Source organism: Alphaproteobacteria bacterium (assembly GCA_030740435.1).
Lineage (GTDB): Bacteria > Pseudomonadota > Alphaproteobacteria > UBA2966 > UBA2966.
The window spans coordinates 1-16,044 of the sequence record JASLXG010000213.1 but is presented as its reverse complement, the minus strand read 5'-3'; the positions used below and the strand labels follow the sequence as shown (position 1 = coordinate 16,044).

Annotated in this window: 12 protein-coding genes; 6 read left to right on the top strand and 6 right to left on the bottom strand. The window is 67.0% G+C overall.

Features of this window, described 5'->3' with window-relative positions; all coding sequences use genetic code 11:
- Nucleotides 1-446 precede the first annotated feature (446 nt).
- From QGG75_20355 to QGG75_20345, 3 genes are all read right to left on the bottom strand, one after another.
- Nucleotides 447-1,613 carry an acyl-CoA dehydrogenase family protein gene (locus QGG75_20355; GenBank protein ID MDP6069583.1) on the bottom strand — a complete coding sequence of 389 codons (1,167 nt, stop codon included), beginning with the start codon at nucleotides 1,611-1,613 and terminating at the stop codon, nucleotides 447-449.
- 39 nt (nucleotides 1,614-1,652) lie between these two features.
- Nucleotides 1,653-2,312, bottom strand: a complete 660-nt coding sequence (locus tag QGG75_20350) for an SDR family NAD(P)-dependent oxidoreductase (protein MDP6069582.1) — start codon at nucleotides 2,310-2,312, stop codon at nucleotides 1,653-1,655.
- Nucleotides 2,313-2,468: 156 nt separating this feature from the next.
- A complete protein-coding gene (locus QGG75_20345) occupies nucleotides 2,469-4,022 on the bottom strand; it encodes a carboxyl transferase domain-containing protein (protein ID MDP6069581.1) in 1,554 nt (517 codons plus the stop codon).
- Between the two features lie 141 nt (nucleotides 4,023-4,163).
- Here QGG75_20345 and QGG75_20340 point away from each other — a divergent pair, with 141 nt between their 5' ends.
- Genes QGG75_20340 through QGG75_20315 form a run of 6 tightly spaced genes read left to right on the top strand, consistent with a single transcriptional unit; the run spans nucleotide 4,164 to nucleotide 12,391 of the window.
- The gene (locus QGG75_20340; GenBank protein MDP6069580.1) at nucleotides 4,164-5,699 is read left to right on the top strand and encodes a carboxyl transferase domain-containing protein; all 1,536 of its coding nucleotides are present in this window, start codon (nucleotides 4,164-4,166) and stop codon (nucleotides 5,697-5,699) included.
- Between the two features lie 10 nt (nucleotides 5,700-5,709).
- On the top strand, nucleotides 5,710-6,441 hold the full coding sequence (locus QGG75_20335) for a GntR family transcriptional regulator (protein ID MDP6069579.1): 732 nt from the start codon (nucleotides 5,710-5,712) through the stop codon (nucleotides 6,439-6,441).
- On the top strand, nucleotides 6,431-7,204 hold the full coding sequence (locus QGG75_20330) for a hypothetical protein (protein ID MDP6069578.1): 774 nt from the start codon (nucleotides 6,431-6,433) through the stop codon (nucleotides 7,202-7,204). The genes QGG75_20335 and QGG75_20330 overlap by 11 nt, the downstream gene beginning before the upstream one ends.
- Entirely contained in the window at nucleotides 7,201-10,101 is a 2,901-nt protein-coding gene (locus QGG75_20325) for a molybdopterin-dependent oxidoreductase (GenBank protein MDP6069577.1), read from the top strand. Before QGG75_20330 ends, QGG75_20325 begins: the two co-directional genes overlap by 4 nt.
- Before the next feature lie 9 nt (nucleotides 10,102-10,110).
- A complete protein-coding gene (gene recQ, locus QGG75_20320; GenBank protein ID MDP6069576.1) occupies nucleotides 10,111-11,973 on the top strand; it encodes a DNA helicase RecQ in 1,863 nt (620 codons plus the stop codon).
- Nucleotides 11,966-12,391 carry a VOC family protein gene (locus tag QGG75_20315; GenBank protein MDP6069575.1) on the top strand — a complete coding sequence of 142 codons (426 nt, stop codon included), beginning with the start codon at nucleotides 11,966-11,968 and terminating at the stop codon, nucleotides 12,389-12,391. The genes recQ and QGG75_20315 overlap by 8 nt, the downstream gene beginning before the upstream one ends.
- Here QGG75_20315 and QGG75_20310 read toward each other — a convergent pair.
- From QGG75_20310 to QGG75_20300, 3 genes are all read right to left on the bottom strand, one after another.
- Complete coding sequence (locus QGG75_20310) at nucleotides 12,388-13,722, bottom strand: FAD-dependent oxidoreductase (protein MDP6069574.1); 1,335 nt, start codon at nucleotides 13,720-13,722, stop codon at nucleotides 12,388-12,390. The two genes, QGG75_20315 and QGG75_20310, sit on opposite strands and share 4 nt — an antisense overlap.
- The gene (locus QGG75_20305) at nucleotides 13,709-14,188 is read right to left on the bottom strand and encodes a hypothetical protein (GenBank protein MDP6069573.1); all 480 of its coding nucleotides are present in this window, start codon (nucleotides 14,186-14,188) and stop codon (nucleotides 13,709-13,711) included. Before QGG75_20305 ends, QGG75_20310 begins: the two co-directional genes overlap by 14 nt.
- 83 nt (nucleotides 14,189-14,271) lie before the next feature.
- The gene (locus QGG75_20300) at nucleotides 14,272-15,735 is read right to left on the bottom strand and encodes a tetratricopeptide repeat protein (GenBank protein ID MDP6069572.1); all 1,464 of its coding nucleotides are present in this window, start codon (nucleotides 15,733-15,735) and stop codon (nucleotides 14,272-14,274) included.
- Nucleotides 15,736-16,044 lie beyond the last annotated feature (309 nt).

The following is a 16,044-nucleotide window of genomic DNA, read 5'->3' as shown; positions in this document are numbered from 1 at the left end:
CCGTCGTCGTAGTCGCCGTCCCGTTCCTCCAGCCAATCCAAGTAGAACTCGATGGTCGCCGCATACAGGAAGACCACAGCGATACCCAACACTGGGTATTCTGCACCACCGGCCCGTTCCAGCCTTCGCTATTGATGGGCTACGGCCGAAACGGGCCTCAGAACGGATGGCAAACAGACTAACTTAGGATGTGGTACAAACCTTGGGGGCAGGTCACTACCAGCGTCAAATAGTGCCTCATGCGGCGCTTGGTCACGCCAAAAACCTTGCTTTTCACGGCACCGCTCAAGTATCCCGAGTTCTCCGAAGGCAGAGGTCACAGGTTCGAATCCTGTCGGGTGCGCCAGGTTTTTCGGGGGGTTCGACTTATTCGGGGCCGCGCCCAAAGCGGACAAAAAACCGAACCCGCCGCCAAATTCGAGCCCCCCGCCCCCCGGCGCCTCCCCTCAATACGACTTGGGCAGGCCCAAAACCCGCTCGGCGATATAGCAAAGGATGAGGTGCGGCGTGATCGGCGCGATGCGGTGGATGAGGGCTTCGCGCAGATAGCGCTCGACGTGATACTCCTTGGCATAGCCCATGCCGCCGTGGGCCAGGATGGCGTTGGTGCAGGCCTTGAAGGTGGCTTCGCCGGCGAGATATTTGGCGGCGTTGGCCAAGGCACCGCAATCCTCGCCCCGGTCGTAAAGCTCTGCTGCCCGAAAGGCCATCAGGTTGGCCGCCTCGAGTTCGGCCCAGCTCTTCGCCAGCGGGTGCTGAATGGCCTGGTTCATGCCGATGGGCCGGTCGAAGACCACGCGCTGCTTGGCGTATTCGCATGCCTTGTGCAGCGCCGCCCGGCCCAGGCCCACCAGTCCGGCGGCGATCAGGATGCGTTCCGGGTTGATGCCGTGCAGCAGATAGCGAAATCCCTTGTTCTCCTCGCCGATGCGGTTCTCCACCGGAATTTCCAGGCCGTCGAAGAAGACCTGGTTCGAATCGACGCAAGCGCGGCCCATCTTCTCGATCGGTCGGATCTCGACCTTGGAGCGGTCGAGGTCGGTGTAGAAGAGGCTGAGGCCGTCTATCGGGCGCACCGTCTCGCTGGCCTCCCGGGTGCGGGCGATGAGCATGATCTTGTTGGCCACCTGGGCGGTGGTGATCCAGGTTTTCTGACCAAACACCACGTAGCGGTCGCCCTGGCGCACGGCCCGGGTCTTGAGGCGGGTGGTATCGAGGCCGGTGTCCGGCTCGGTGACGCCGAAGCAGGCGATGTCTTGGCGGGCAATAACCGGTGGCAGCATGCGCGCTTTCTGTTCCTCGCTGCCAAAACGCACCACCGGATTGAGACCGAAGATGCCGATCGAGACCGACGAGACGCCGCCGTTGCCGGCTCCGGATTGCGAAATCTCCTGCATCAGGATGGCGGCCTCGGTGATGCCCAGACCGGCCCCGCCGTATTGGCTGGGCATGGCGATCCCCATGTATCCCTGGTCGGCGATGGCGCGGCAGAATTCCTCGGGGAAGCGTCCGTCGCAATCCCGCTGCAGCCAGTACTGATCCCCGAAATCGGCGCAAAGACGGCTGACGCCATCGCGGATCTGAACTTGTTCGGGCGTCAAATCGATACTCATACCGGCGCTCTCCCTGTCGCTGCTCCGGCCAGGCCGGGCCTACCAATCAATGGCCTGGCGCTGGCGGAAAAAACCGCCGCTGGGGCCGTCATCGGGCAACCTCGCCAGCCACAGCGCGGTGTCGGCGCCCTCCTCGGGGCTGAGCGTGGTAGCGCTTCCGCCCATGCGGGTTCTGACCCAGCCCGGACACATGGCGTTGATCTTGATGGTCCCGGGCAACTCGCGCGAGAGCACCAGCGTCAGTGCGTTCAAGGCGACCTTGGCCACGTCGTAGGCGGCCGGTCCGGCCAGGCCTTCGGCAAAGCTGCCCCAACCCGAGGAGACATTGACGATGCGGCCGAAGCCGTTACGCATCTTGGCCAGGGCGCAAAGGCGGATGAGGTGGTAGGGGCCCGCCACCATGACGGCCATGGTTTCCTCGAAGTGCCGGGGATGGGGCAACATGGGCTCGCTGAAAATCACGCCGGCATTGTTGACCAGGATATCGACGTCGCCGACCTCGGCCACCGCCCTATCGATGCTCTCCGGCTGCCTGAGGTCGAACCCGACCGCCCGGCCTGCCATGCCCTCGGCCACGCTGCGACCCTCGGCAAGATCGCGACAAGCGATGACCACGTCATCGCCCCGCTCAGCCAGGCCGGCCGCAATGGCCCGCCCGATGCCGCGGTTTCCGCCCGTCACCAAAGCCCTGCGTGCCATGCCGCCTCCCCAGATCAAGAGGTTTATTCTACTGTTCTTTGGCGCCTAAATCGCCGGGTCGACGCCATGGCGCTCGCCGAACACCAGGGCCTCGTGGTCACGGTACTGGCGCGCCGCCCAGGTCAGTTCGTAGCCGGCGATGAAGGTCATTTTTTCTTAGCGCCGCATGGTGCGTCGCCTGGGCCCGACCGTCTCGGGCAGCTGCTGGTAGGCGTCCTCGACCCATTCGCAAAGCAACGAGCGCGTCTCGCGCGGGTCGATGACGTCGTTGACGCCGAAACGCTCGGCCGTGCGGAAGGGCGAGGTGAAGCGGGCGAAATGGTTCTCCAATTCCTCCAACCGGGCCTCGGGCTCGGGGTGGTCGGCCAGCTCGCGCCGGTAGGCGGCGGCCACACCGCCCTCGATGGGGATCGAGCCCCAGCTCGCCGAAGGCCAGGCGTAGCGCATGTTGATGCCGCTCAGGCGGCCGTGGGCGGCGCCGGCAACGCCGAAGGCGCGGCGCACGACGATGGTGCACCAGGGCATGATGCTTTGTTCGATGGCGCTGATGGCGCGCACCGCCGCGCGCACGGTGCCGGCTTCTTCGGCCTCGCGCCCGATGAGTACGCCGGGCTGGTCGAAGAAGCTCACCAGCGGCAGGTGGAATGTGTCGCAGAGATCGACGAAGGTCTCGATTTTCTGCGACGAACGCAGCGTCATGGCGCCGCCGTAATGGTAGGGGTCGTTGGCCAGCACGCCCACCGGATGGCCGTTCAGGCGCGCCAGGCAGGAGATTGCCGAGGGCCCGTTGTGGCGGCCGATCTCGAAGATCGAGCCCTCGTCCAGCACCATCTCGATGATGCGCCGGGCCTTGTAGACCCGGCGGCGCTGGCGCGGGACGATGGAGAGCAGCCCCTCCTCGCGGCGTTCGGGATCATCGTCGCACTCCTGGCGCAGCGGCAGCCGGTTGACGTTCTGCGGCAGGTAGGAAAGGAAGCGCTGGGCTTGCGCGATGGCGTCGGCCTCGTTTTCGGCCTCGTTATCGACCACGCCCGAGCCACGGGCGTGGGTGGCAAAACCTCCCAGTTCCTCCTTGCTGATTTCCTGGCCCATGCCGGCCGCCACCACCGGCGGGCCGGCGGCGAAGAGCTGGGAGGTATGCTTGACCATGACAGAGAAATGAGCATCGGCCACCTTCCAGGCACCCAGCCCGGCGCAAGAGCCCAGTGCCACGGCCGCCACCGGCACCTTGCCCAGAAGATCCAGCACGGCATAGGCGGGATAGCCGGGAAGCTTGGTGGCGCCCTGCTTTTCCAGCAGCTTGACGGAGCCGCCGGCGGTGTCGACCAGGCGCACCAGCGGCACCCCCATATCGACGGCCTGGCGTTCGATGTAGATCCATTTTTCGGCGATGGCCGATTCCGAGGAGCCGCCGCGGATGGTGAAGTCGTCGGCCGAAACCAGCACCCGCCGGCCGCCCACGCGGCCCTTGCCGATCACCGAATTGGCCGGGCGCACGTCGATCAGCTCGCCCGTCTCGGCATCGTAGTTGCCCGTGCCGGTGAGGCCGCCCAGCTCGCGGAAGCTGCCTTCGTCGAGGAGCTCGGCAATGCGTTCGCGGGCCGTCATCTTGCCCGTGTCGTGGTGGCGCTGGATGGCTTCCTCGCCGCCCAGCGCCAGGGCAAATTGACGGCGGCGCTCGATTTCCTCGATTTCCGGCTGCCAGCTCATGGCCCGATGGCTCCTCCCGTCCGCCGTCTTTTGCCCCGAGTTTAGGCGTCCGGACGCCGGGCCTGTCAAGAAGATTGTTGACAATCTGATTATTGACTTGGTTCACTGGGGTCGCGAGATCACGGCAGACGAGGTGCCCCGATGCCCCACGAAGAACGCGTTGCCGAACTGGCGCGCCGGCGCCAGGCGGCGCTGGCCATGGGCGGCGAAAAACGCCTGGCGGCGCGGGCCGAACGCGGACTACTCAATGCCCGCCAGCGCCTCGACCGCCTGCTCGACAAGGGCTCCTTCAAGGAGGTCGGCCTGTTTGCCACCTCGCTCAATCCCGACGACCTGGAGATCACTCCGGCCGACGGCAAGGTCACGGGCTTCGGCCGCATCGCTGGGCGCCGCGTGGCCATCGCGTCCAACGATCTCACCGTCAAGGGCGCCTCGTCCAACAGCATCAATTCCAAAAAAATCACCTTCATCAAGGACACCGCCACCCGCACCGGCATGCCCATCGTCTACCTCGGCGAATCCTCGGGCGCCCGCATGCCCGACGTCATGGGCGCCGTGGCCATGGGCCTGATGGGGCAGGACCCGGAACAGTACATACGCCGGCGCGAGGTGCCCTGGGTCTCGGCCGTGCTGGGGCCCTGCTACGGCTCCTCTAGCTGGTATGCCGCGCTCTCCGACTTCGTGGTCATGCGCAAGGGCGCCGAGCTCGCCGTCTCCAGCGCCCGCGTCACCTCGCTGGCCATCTCGGAAGACATCGATCCCCAGGAATTGGGCGGCTGGCGCCTGCACGCCGAGACCACCGGCATGATCGACTTGGCCACGGAAAGCGACGAGGAAGCCCTCGAGGCGGTGGGCCGTTTCCTTTCCTATCTGCCCAGCCACCACGGCGAGGCACCGCCGCGCGCCGCCGTGCCGGCGGGTTCCGAGACGGCCAGCGCCGCCATGCTCGATCTGGTGCCGGAGGAGCGCCAGAAGACCTACGACGTGCACCGCGTCATCGAGGCCATGGTCGACCGCGAGAGCTTCTTTCCCCTGAAAGGGCGCTTCGGCCGCGTCGCCGTGACCGGGCTCTGCCGCCTCGACGGCCACCCGGTGGGCATCGTGGCCAACAACCCGCGCGTCAAGGGCGGCGCCATGGACGTCGATTCCTGCGACAAGGTGACGAGCTTCCTGGTGCTTTGCGACAGCTTCAACATTCCCGTCGTGCTGCTGGTCGATACGCCGGGTTTTCTCGTCGGCCTCGAGGGCGAGCGGCGCAAGGCGCCGGGCAAGATCATGAACTTCATGCATGCCCTGCAGCTCTGCTCGGTGCCCAGGATCTCGATCATCATGCGCAAGACCTACGGCCAGGCCTTCCTCAATATGGGCGGTGGCCGCAATTCCGACGAGATCGCCGCCTGGACCACCGCCGAGGTGAGCTTCATGGCCCCCGACATCGGCGTCAGCGTGGTTCACGGCGTGACGCCCCAATCGGACCCCCAGCGCTACGAGGAGCTCTATCAGTCCATGCAGCGCGATTCCTCGGCCTACGACGTGGCGCGCTGCTTTGGCGCCCAGGACGTCATAGACCCGCGCCGCACCCGGGAATACCTGATCGAGGCGCTGGACTTCCATCGCCGCGACATCACGGGCGGGGTGGGCCGCCACGAGATGCGCACCTGGCCGACGACTTATTGAGGGGAAGGGCTTGGAGGCACCACAGGAAACCGGGGCACTCTCGGAAGCCACCCTCGATCTCGACTGGCGCCTGGTACCCGAGGCCAGGCCGCTGTCGCTTTCGGAACAGATCGCCGAGCGCCTGAGCCAAGAGATCCTGGCCGGCACCTACCAGCCCGGCCAGCGCGTCCTGGAGCAGCACATCGCCGGGCGCTTCGAGGTCAGCCGCGGTCCGGTGCGCGAGGCGCTGCGGCTTTTGCAACGCGATGGGGTGATCGAAATCCTGCCGCGCCGCGGCGCCCAGGTGACCTCGCTGACGGTAAAAGAGGTCACCGACATCTTCGACATCCGCGGCACCCTGGTCGGGCTCTGCATCAGCTTGGCCATGGAACGGCTCGAAGCCGAACAGTGGGCCCCGGTCAAAGACTGGGTCGAGCGCCTGGGCCGCCTGGCACGCGAGCACGGCAGCGCCGAGGAATACCTCGCCATCAGCTTCCGCCTCAGCCTCTTCCTGGGGCAAAGCTCGGGCAACGAACGGCTCTATGAGCTGCTGCGCTCGTTGTCACGCCAGACCGTGCGTTATTCGGCCTTGGGTCTGGCCACGCCGACCCGGCGGCGGCGCTCGGCGCGCATCTGGCGGGATTTCCATAAGGCCGTGCTGGCCCGCGATGCGGTCGCGGCCGAGGCCGCCGGCCGTATCCTGGTCAAGGAATCCCGCGACGCCGCCATCCGCCAGCTCGAGGCCGGGCGCCATGCCACCTGAGCGGCCGGCCCTGGGCCGCCCCGCCGTGCTGGCCCTGGCCGGCCTTTGCGCCCTGGCGCTGGTCGGCCACACCGTGCTGCTGCCGCTGCTGCCGCCGGTCTGGCGTCTGGCCGGCAGTGCGCCGCTCTATCTGGTCGGCGTCGCCGGCGCCCTGTTGCTGGCGCTGCCGGCCGTCTTTGCCCTGGCCAAGCGGAACGGGGCCTCGCCTCGGCCCTGGTTTGTGGCCCACGTCCTGGCCGGGGCGGCCGGTCTGGTGCTGGTGGTGGTTCATGCTGCCGGCCACTGGGGCCGGCCGCCAGTGTTGCTCTTGCTATTGGCCCTGGTGCTGCTGCTCCAAGGCATGCGGGCCCGCATCAAAGTTGCCGACAAGCTGGCGGGCGTCATGGCCTCGCGGCCTCGGACCTTCGAGGGCGCGCCCGAGCGGGTCGCCTTGGCCGAACTCCTGGAGCGCAAGCGCAAGTTGCTGGCGAGCCTCGACCCGGCGGCCGAAGAAGCCATCTTTTCGCCCGGGCCCGGGCACTGGCTGCGCCACCCCGGCCTGACCCTGGCCTATCAGCGCCTGGTGCGGGCCGAGGCCGGCCTGCTGGGCGCCCGTCGTGCCGCCGGGCTGGAGCTTTCGCGTTGGCGCCAGCTCCACATGATCGCCGGTTGGCTGTTGTTCGCCGGCCTCATCGTTCACGTCGTCACGGTGACCTTCTTCGCCGGCTACGTGGCTGATGGCGGTGACGTTCACTGGTGGCATGTGGCCGCCTGGGGCGCATGAGCCGGCTCGCCCTGGCCATCGATCTCGAACGCTGCACCGGCTGCAAGAGCTGCGAGGCGGCCTGCAAGCAGGAGCACGGCCTGGGCCCCGGCGAGCGCCGCAACAAGGTAGTCTGGCTGCAAGGTGGCGCGGTGCCGGCGCTGCAGTTCCTGCCCGTCATGTGCCAGCACTGCCAGCGTCCGGCCTGCCTGCGGGCCTGTCCCGTGCGGCCCCAGGCGATCGGCCGCGACGTTGCCAGCGGCGTCGTAAGCATCGACGAATCCCGCTGCACGGGTTGCGGCGAATGCGTGGTCTCCTGTCCCTACGGCGCCATCGGTTTCGATGCCGAGGGCCACCACGCGGTCAAATGCGACCTCTGTGCCGCCCGCCGTGGGCGCGGCGAGACCACGGCCTGCGCCGCCGTCTGCCCCGGCCTGGCCATTCGCCTGGGCCAGCGCGACGAGTTGCTGGCCGAGGCGGCCCAGGCCGGCCGCCAGGTGCGCGACCATGACAGCTACCTGCTGGGGCCGTCGACGCTCTATCTCGAAAGTGCCAAGCCGGCGGCCGAGCTGGCACCGCCGGCACTCACCCGCTCGGCCTGGGCCGGCCGCGGGCCGCGGCGTTCGGACGCCGCTTTCCCCTACGGCACGGCGCCCGAGGCGCGGCTCGCCAACCGGGTCGAGCCGGGCGGCTGCAACATCTGCTTCAATTCCTGTTCGCTCAAGTTCCACCTGCGCGACGGCCGCCTGGTAAAGGTCAGCGGCAACGACGACGATCCCGTGCTGGGCGGCCGGATCTGCGCCAAGTCGCAGATGACGCTGCAGCAGTACCACGACCCGCGCCGCCTGAAGCATCCCATGAAGCGCATCGGCAAACGTGGCGAAGGCCGTTTCGAAGCCATCTCCTGGGACCAGGCGCTGGACGAGATCGCCGCCAAACTTAAGGAAACCGCGGCCCGGTATGGCACGGAATCCCTGGCCATCTTTTCCGGCACCCGGTCCGGCATCATGACCAACCGCGGCTACGTCCATCTCTTCGGCCGGCTTTTCGGCACGCCCAACGTCGAGGGCACGGAACCCTTGTGCGCCACCGGCAAGTCGATCGCCTATACCCTGACCCAGGGCACGGTGCTGATCCCCAACAGTTTTGTGCCCAGCGACATCGGCCGGACCGGCATGCTGGTCTATTTCGGCGACAACCAGGCCGAGACCCGGCCGGTTTACTTCGGCATGGTCAACGATTGGCGTATCCAGAGCCGCATCCCCATGGTCGTGATCGACCCGCGCTACACCGTCACCGCTGCCAAGGCCGATCGCTGGCTGGCGCTGCGTCCGGGCAGCGACATGGCGCTGGGCCTGGCGCTGGCCCAGCACATTCTGGCCCACGAGCTGCACGACCAGGAGTTCTGCGAGGCCTGGGTGGAAGGTTTCGCGGCCTGGCGCGACTTCATCGACGAGCGCGGCTACGACGCCGATTGGGCGGCGCCGATCTGCGACCTGCCGGCAGACGAGATTCGCCGCCTGGCGGAGGAAATGGCCGCCGCCGATGGCTGCATGATCTTCGCCAGCCGCGGCATCAACCAGCACAGCAACTCGGTCCAGACCAACCGCGTGCTGATGTTCCTGGCCGCCATCACCGGCAATTGGGGGCGCCCGGGCGGCGGCTATTTCAACATGGCCTCGGGCACGCCCATCAGCGCCGCCATGCCCGAGCATCGTGCCGCCGCCATCTCCCGGCCCATGGTGCGGCGCAACCCGGCCAACTGGCTGTCCGCCATGGCCGAGGGCAAGCCCTACCCCATCCGCGCCCTGATCAGCGGCAACAACCCGCTGGGCCAGTTGCCCGACCAGAACGCCGTGCGCCAGGCCTTCCGGGCGCTCGACCTGGTGGTCCACATCGATCTGTTCGAGAACGAGACCTCGGCCTTCGCCGATTATCTGCTGCCGGTGGCCACGGGCATCGAGAAGGGCGGCATCAACCGGGCCAACGACGACCGCCGTCTGGTCTGGATCGACAAGCTGATCGAACCGCCGGGCGAGGCGCGAACGGATGGCTGGATCTGGATCGAGCTGGGCAAGCGGTTCGGCTATCAAGACGTGCTGCGGGAAAAATACAAGGATGCCGCCGTCTTTTGGGACAAGCTTTGCGCCGACAACAGCGACATCCGGGGCTGCACCACTCGGCGCCTGCGCTCGACGCCGCACCGCTGGCTGCGATTCCCACTGGCCGACGAACAGGCGGCGGAGCAGGAGACGCTTTATCTTGAGCCGAGTGTTGACGGCAAACGCTTTCCCACGCCCTCGGGCCGGCTCGAATTCTGGACCCGGGCGCTCGAAGACCGCTTCGCCCGCCTCGGCCTCTCGGCGCTGCCGGAATTCTACTCCGAACGCGAACAGCGCATCGATCTGCCGCACCTCGAGCTCCTGCTGGGCGATGACGAGCCAGGCGTTTTGTCGCCCTTCCATGCCATGCCAGTGGGGGCAACGCCGGCCCGCATCCGCCAGCCCGAAGATAGCGCCGGCGCGGCGCTGCGCGCCCAGGGGTACGAGTATGAGCTGATCACCGGCCGCGCCTCGGCGGCGCATTTTCACAGTTGGACCCACCATTTCTGGCAGGCCCAGGAAATGTGGCCCGACCTCTACGCCCAGATGCACCCCGAACTGGCAGCCGAGAAGGGCATCAAGGATGGTGCCCGGGTGCAGATCGAAACCACCCGCGGCAGCCTGGAAGCCATCGCCTGGCTGACGCCGGGCATCCGGCGCCACGCCGTCTACGTACCCCTGGGCTGGGGCGAGCGCCAACCCTTCAACCCCTGGCCCTCGGTCAACTTCCTCACCGACGCCAGCCAGCGAGACCCGATCTCGGACCAGATCAATCTCAAGACATTGCTTTGCCGCGTAAGCCCGGTAATGCGCTAGTCTTCGTCCATGAACGAGATATTCCCCAACGAACCTGCACGCATCCTTGCCGAGGTTTTCGGCTTCGACGGTTTCCGGCCCGGGCAGGAGCCCGTGGTGTCGGCGCTGCTTTCGGGCGCCAATGCCTTGGCGGTGATGCCCACGGGCTCGGGCAAATCGATGTGTTTCCAGATCCCGGCCCTGATGCAGGGCGGCCTCACCGTGGTGGTGTCTCCGCTGGTGGCCCTGATGGAGGACCAGGTGGCGGCGCTGCGGCTGGCCGGCGTGGCCGCCGAGACCATAAATTCCTCACGCGACCGGCCCACCAACGTGGCCAGCTGGCGGCGTGTCGTGGCGGGTGATGCGCCGCTCTTGTACATCGCACCCGAACGTTTGATGACGGAGCGCATGCTGGCGGCGCTGGCCAAGCTGCCGGTTCGCCTTGTGGTCGTCGACGAGGCCCACTGCATCTCGCGCTGGGGCCCCTCGTTCCGGCCCGAGTACGAGGATCTCCGGCGCCTGGGCGCGCTCTTTCCCGGCGTCCCCCTGGCCGCCTTCACGGCCACCGCCGACCAGACCACGCGGGCCGATATCGCGGCCAAGCTGTTCGACGGCCGGGCCGAGATCTTCGTCTCCGGCTTCGACCGGCCCAACATCCGGTTGGGTGTCGAGATGCGCCGCGATGGCAAACGCCAATTGGCCGATTTCGCCCAGGCCCGGGCCGGTGCCAGCGCCATCGTCTATTGCCTGTCGCGCAAGAAGACCGAGGAGACGGCGCAGTTTCTCGGTAGCCAGGGCTTGCAGGCGCTGCCCTACCACGCCGGCATGGAAAAAACCGATCGCGCCAGAAACCAGGACATATTCATGACCGAGCCCGGCGTCATCATGGTGGCGACGATCGCCTTCGGCATGGGCATCGACAAGCCCGACGTGCGCTACGTCTTCCACACCGACCTGCCGGGCAGCGTCGAGGCCTACTACCAGGAGATCGGCCGGGCCGGGCGCGACGGCCTGGCGGCCGAGGCGCAGATGCTCTACGGCCTCGACGATATCCGTATGCGGCGTATGTTCATCGACGACGAAGGTGGCGACGAGGATCACCGGCGTCGCGAGCACAAGCGCCTCGACGCCCTCATCGCCTATTGCGAGACGCCGGAATGCCGGCGCCAGGCGTTGCTGGGCTATTTCGGCGAGAGTCCCGCGGCTTGCGCCAATTGCGACGTCTGCGAGAACCCGCCCGAGGTCGAGGACGGCAACCAAGTGGCAAAGCAGGCGCTCTCAGTTGTGGCCGCCACCGGTCAGCGCTTCGGCGCCGCCCACCTCATCGACATCCTGCGCGGCGCCGACACCGAGAAGGTGCGCAGCATGGGCCACCTAGGTCTGCCCGACTATGGCGCCGGCCAGGAGCTGGCCAAGGACGAGTGGCGCTCGATCCTGCGCCAACTGGTGGCGGCTGGGTTTCTCGAGCTCGATATCAAGGGCTACGGTGGCCTTAGCATCGCGCGGCGCGGCCAAGCCTTGGCGCGCGGCGAGGAAACCTTCCGCTACCGCCGTGACACCTTCAAGAGCGGGCGGCCCAAGACAGCCAAGAAGAGCGCCGTGGTCTCGGAGCTCAGCGACACCGACACGGAGCTGTTCAATGCCCTCAAGGAGTGCCGGCTCGAGCTGGCCCATGAACGCGGCGTGCCGGCCTACGTCATCTTCGCCGACCGGGCCCTGGCCGACATGGCGCGCCGCCGCCCGGCCAATGAAAGTGAATTCGCCGAGGTCCACGGCGTCGGCGCGGCCAAGCTGCGCGACTTCGCGGAACCGTTCCTGGCCGTCATCGCGGGGTTTGCGGACGGTGCTATCGAGAAAACCCGGACCGAGAGCAAAGGAAAAGAACATGTTTGAGCGTATCAGCCATATCGGCATCGTCGTCGAGGACATCGCCGAGGCCGAGAAATTCTGGAGCCAGCGCTTCGGCCTCAAGCGCTATGCCGAACTGGAGGTCGAGGTCGAGGGTATTCGCAGCATCTTTCTTTCCGTCGGCGGCACGCCCGACGAGATGTCGATCGAACTCATCGAGCCCTATGACAAATCCGACATGTCGAACGCCGTGGCGCGCCGCCTGGCCCAGTCGGGAGAGGGTTTTTATCACTTGGCGGTGGAGGTTGCCGACGTCGCAGCCAGCTCCTCCGAGCTCAAGGAAAACCACATGCGCGTCATCGATCGCCCGGCCCTCGAGCCCGAAGATTCGGCACGCTGGCTGGTTCATCCCAAGGACGCCAACGGCGTCATGGTCGAGGGCCTGGCGCCTGATTGGCGCTAGACCTCGAGGATAGCCCCGGCTTCGGTCAGGGCTTTCTGCAAAGCCGCTGTGTCGACTCCCACGGCGTCGCCGTCGGCGGCCGCGGCCAGGGCGGCGGCGATGCCGGCGGCCTGGCCGGTGGCCATGCAGGCGGGGATCTCCTTGGTCGCGTTGTGCACCCGCTGGGCCACGGAGATGCAGCGCCCGGCGGCGATGAAGTTGCGCAAGCGCTGACAGATCAGGGCGCGGTAGGGGATATGGAAGCGCCGGTCGTAGCGCGTCCAATGACCGGTCACGGCGATGGTGTCGGGGAAGGGCTTTTCAAAGTCCTCGCCGCCCAGCACGTAGTCTCCGATCAGACGGCGGGTCTCGGTGATGCCGAGTTGCTCGGCGGCGTCGTTGAGGTAGGCCTCTTGGAAGCCCGGCGCCTCGGCGCGCAGGCGCTCGATCTGGGTCATCATCAGGCGCCGCGATTCGATCTCGGCGTAGGTCAAGTCCTCGACCGAGGTGGCATCGATGCGGCGCTCGACGTGGTCCGCCATGCCCCAGGGCATCAGCGTGCGCCCTTTCCCCGGGGTACGGAAAAAGCGCCCGCCCAGCGTCGGGAAATGCTCGCCGGCGGCCGCTTCGATAGCCTTCTCCGGGGCCTCGACGTTGCCCATGCGGTACCAGCGAAAGGCGTGCACCTCGGCCCTCTCGTGGGGCAGGCCGGCGAAGTGGATGAGGTCGCCATCGCCGGTAGTGTCGATCACCACCCGGGGCTGAACGGCCTGGCGCCCGGATTTGCTTTCAAGCACCACATGGCTGATGCGCTCGCCCTCGAGCACCACGTCGGTAGCCCAGGAATGGAAGCGCATCCGCACGCCGGCCTCGGCCACCATCTGGTCGCCGATGAACTTGAATTCGGCCGGCTCGTAGGCCACGGCATAGCGCAGGCGGTCCTCGCCGCTGCCCCAAACCAGGCCCCATTGGCGAAAATGCTCGATCAGCGCGCTGTCGTTCGAGTTCCACTGTTCAGGCCCGGGGTAGACGGCGGCGCCGCGGCTCTCCAGGCGTTCCACCAATTCCTGGCAGAGGCCGGCAATGACCTGATTGCCGGCGCCGTCGTCCAGGGTGAGCAGCAGGATGATCAGGCCGCCCGAGGCCAAGCCGCCGAGGTAGCCGTAGCGTTCCACCAGCAGCGTATCGGCGCCGGCCCGGGCCGCCGCCACGGCGGCCGCCAGCCCGGCCGAGCCACCGCCCACCACCAGAACGTCGGGCGCCGCTACGATCGGGATCTGGCGCGGCGCCTCGTCGAGCAGGCCGAGTCCGCTCTGGTTAATTCGACGGCGCTCCGCCTTATTGGACGACAATAGTGCCGTTGGCGGCCCAGGGACCGAGGCCGAAGTGCAGCGCCGTGTTACATTCCAACTTGTGTTCGCCGGTCTTGACGGCGACGAATAGCAATTCCTTTTCCTCGTCCGGCTCGAACACCAGTCTTTCGACGACGGGGAGCAAGGTCTTTCCCGAGGCCGTCTCCAGACGCCGCACGGCAATGGACTCGAAGAAACCCGACGAGCTGAAGGCATGCTCGAAGGCGCCCCGGTTGATGATTTTCAGGCGGTAGGGTTTGCCCGCCTCGAAAACCAGCCGTTTGGGTTGGAACTCATATTCGGTGATCACCGCGGTAACTTCTTCGGGGTTCGACCAGTCGGCGGCGGCGACCCACTCCTTGGGTTCCGCCAAATGATCCTCCGTCGGCTGGCTGAGGATCTTGTCGCCCCAGGTGCAAGCCGCCAAAGTGGAAAAGAGGGCTATCGCCAGAATTCTCAGTGCCATTGTTGCCGGGCCTCCCGAGCTCGAAATCGCAGCGTGGTTGCGCAGTATTGGTTCATCTTAGCACACCGACAAGGAAAAAACCCTCAGTCCGCACCCAGCTTGCGGCCCTCGTGGACGCAGACGGTGAGGGCGCGGCGAAGTTCCATCGTCAAACTGCCTTCACTGTCGCCGTGGTAGCAGCCCTTGGCCCTGAGGTCTTGCTGGTAGGCCTTGACCATGTCCGCGCCGCCCAGGCGCATGGCCCGCAGGTATTGCGCCACGGCCTCGTCGTAGCGGCGGTTTTCCACCTGGGCGGCGGCCAGGGTGTCGACGGTATCGGCCTGTTCCCGGCGCGACACCGCCTCGCGAGCCAGGCGCAGCGCCTCGACGCCGTCACGGAAGGCGGGGTCGGCGGCGGTGGCATGGAGCCAGGCCAGGTTGTTGTAGGGCGCGGCATAGGCCGGCAGGGCGTCGATGGCGGCCTGGAATTGGCTTACCGCCCGGGCGTATTCGCCCTTTGCCTTGTGGGCCTGACCGAGATTGTTGTGGGCCTGGGCATTGGTGCGGCGGTCGCGGCCGTGGCTCAGGGCCTGCTGGCAATCAGCGATGGCTTCGTCATAGCGCTGCATGTCGAAGAGCGTCGAGCAGCGATTGAAATAGGCGCCGGCGAAGTCGGGCTTGAGATCCAGCGCCCGGCCGAAATCGTCGAGCGCCCGCTGATTGCGGCCGGTCATCTTGTAGGCCAGGCCCCGATTGCTGTAGGCCGTGGCCAGCTTGGGATCGAGCTCGAGGGCCCGGTCGTAGCTGACGATCGCCTGTCTGGGCCGGCCATCAGCGCGCAGCAGGTCGCCGACATTGAGACGGCCGGCGGCCAAGCCCGGCTCGATCTCGAGGGCCCGGGTGAAGTCGCTGAACGCCGGCTCCGGCCGGCCCAGTTCACGATAGGCCGTGCCGCGGTCGCCGTGGGCCAGCGCCAGATTGGCGGGCTCCAGCCGGCCGCTCTCGATGCAGCGCGAATAAAGCTCGACCTGGCGTTCCGGCAGGCCCTTGCCGGCCAGGTCCGTAGCCTCGCGACAGGCCGTCAGATCTTCGGGCTCGACAATTAGCTGCAGCGCCGGGGGGGGCGGCGGCGGCGGCGGCGGGGCGGCGGCCGGCGCCGGTTTGCGGGCGGGTTTGCGGGCGGGGATGGGCTGGACGGGCTTGTGCCGCGGCAGGCCGTGCGCCATCGATATCGGGAGGGCGGCCTCGGCAGGTGCCGGGACCGGGGCGGCGGCAGGCGCCTTCTCGACCGCTTCGGGTTTCGGCTCGAGTTCGGGTTCCGCTTCGGGCCCCACCTCGGGCTCGGGTTCGGGTTCGGGTTTAGCTGCGGCCACGGGCCCGGGTTCGGGTGCGGATGGCGGCGTAATCTCGATAATGGCAATTGCCAGCGTAACGCCCGGGGGCGCCGCCGCCTCGTCGTAGCTCAGCTCGAGCCAGGCCGCCAGGCCGAGGAAAGCGGCCAGCAGCAGTGCACTGACCAACGCCAGCGCCAGCACGCTTCGGCTCGGGGCACCACCCGCCGTTGCCATTCGCTCTCCGTTCGTCTATTGCCGCCTGGGCCGCAGGCAGCCAGCTTCCGTGCCCGGGTCGGGGGCTGTCAAGCGGCAGGGGAAAAGGCGCTATGTTGCGGGATCGGCATAAAGCGGAGAGGTGCCAGAAAAGTTACACCTGCCCTTTATGTATCCTCTCGGACTAGGGCCTGTTGACATTTAAGGGATTCCCAAGAGCGTCAAAAAGTGATTCAAACTTCCTTTTGCAAGGAGGTTTTGATGAACACGGGACGTTTCGTCATCAGGGATGAGGTCTGGGAAAAGGTTTTCCCCCAAGCTATGCCGCAA

What these genes read in the sequence shown, in the direction of transcription:
- QGG75_20330 (MDP6069578.1), top strand. Translation starts at nt 6,431, where the DNA reads ATGCCACCTGAGCGGCCGGCCCTGGGCCGCCCCGCCGTGCTGGCCCTG.
- QGG75_20325 (MDP6069577.1), top strand. Translation starts at nt 7,201, where the DNA reads ATGAGCCGGCTCGCCCTGGCCATCGATCTCGAACGCTGCACCGGCTGC.
- QGG75_20350 (MDP6069582.1), bottom strand. Translation starts at nt 2,312, where the DNA reads ATGGCACGCAGGGCTTTGGTGACGGGCGGAAACCGCGGCATCGGGCGG.
- QGG75_20340 (MDP6069580.1), top strand. Translation starts at nt 4,164, where the DNA reads ATGCCCCACGAAGAACGCGTTGCCGAACTGGCGCGCCGGCGCCAGGCG.
- QGG75_20355 (MDP6069583.1), bottom strand. Translation starts at nt 1,613, where the DNA reads ATGAGTATCGATTTGACGCCCGAACAAGTTCAGATCCGCGATGGCGTC.
- recQ (MDP6069576.1), top strand. Translation starts at nt 10,111, where the DNA reads ATGAACGAGATATTCCCCAACGAACCTGCACGCATCCTTGCCGAGGTT.
- QGG75_20300 (MDP6069572.1), bottom strand. Translation starts at nt 15,735, where the DNA reads ATGGCAACGGCGGGTGGTGCCCCGAGCCGAAGCGTGCTGGCGCTGGCG.
- QGG75_20345 (MDP6069581.1), bottom strand. Translation starts at nt 4,022, where the DNA reads ATGAGCTGGCAGCCGGAAATCGAGGAAATCGAGCGCCGCCGTCAATTT.
- QGG75_20305 (MDP6069573.1), bottom strand. Translation starts at nt 14,188, where the DNA reads ATGGCACTGAGAATTCTGGCGATAGCCCTCTTTTCCACTTTGGCGGCT.
- QGG75_20315 (MDP6069575.1), top strand. Translation starts at nt 11,966, where the DNA reads ATGTTTGAGCGTATCAGCCATATCGGCATCGTCGTCGAGGACATCGCC.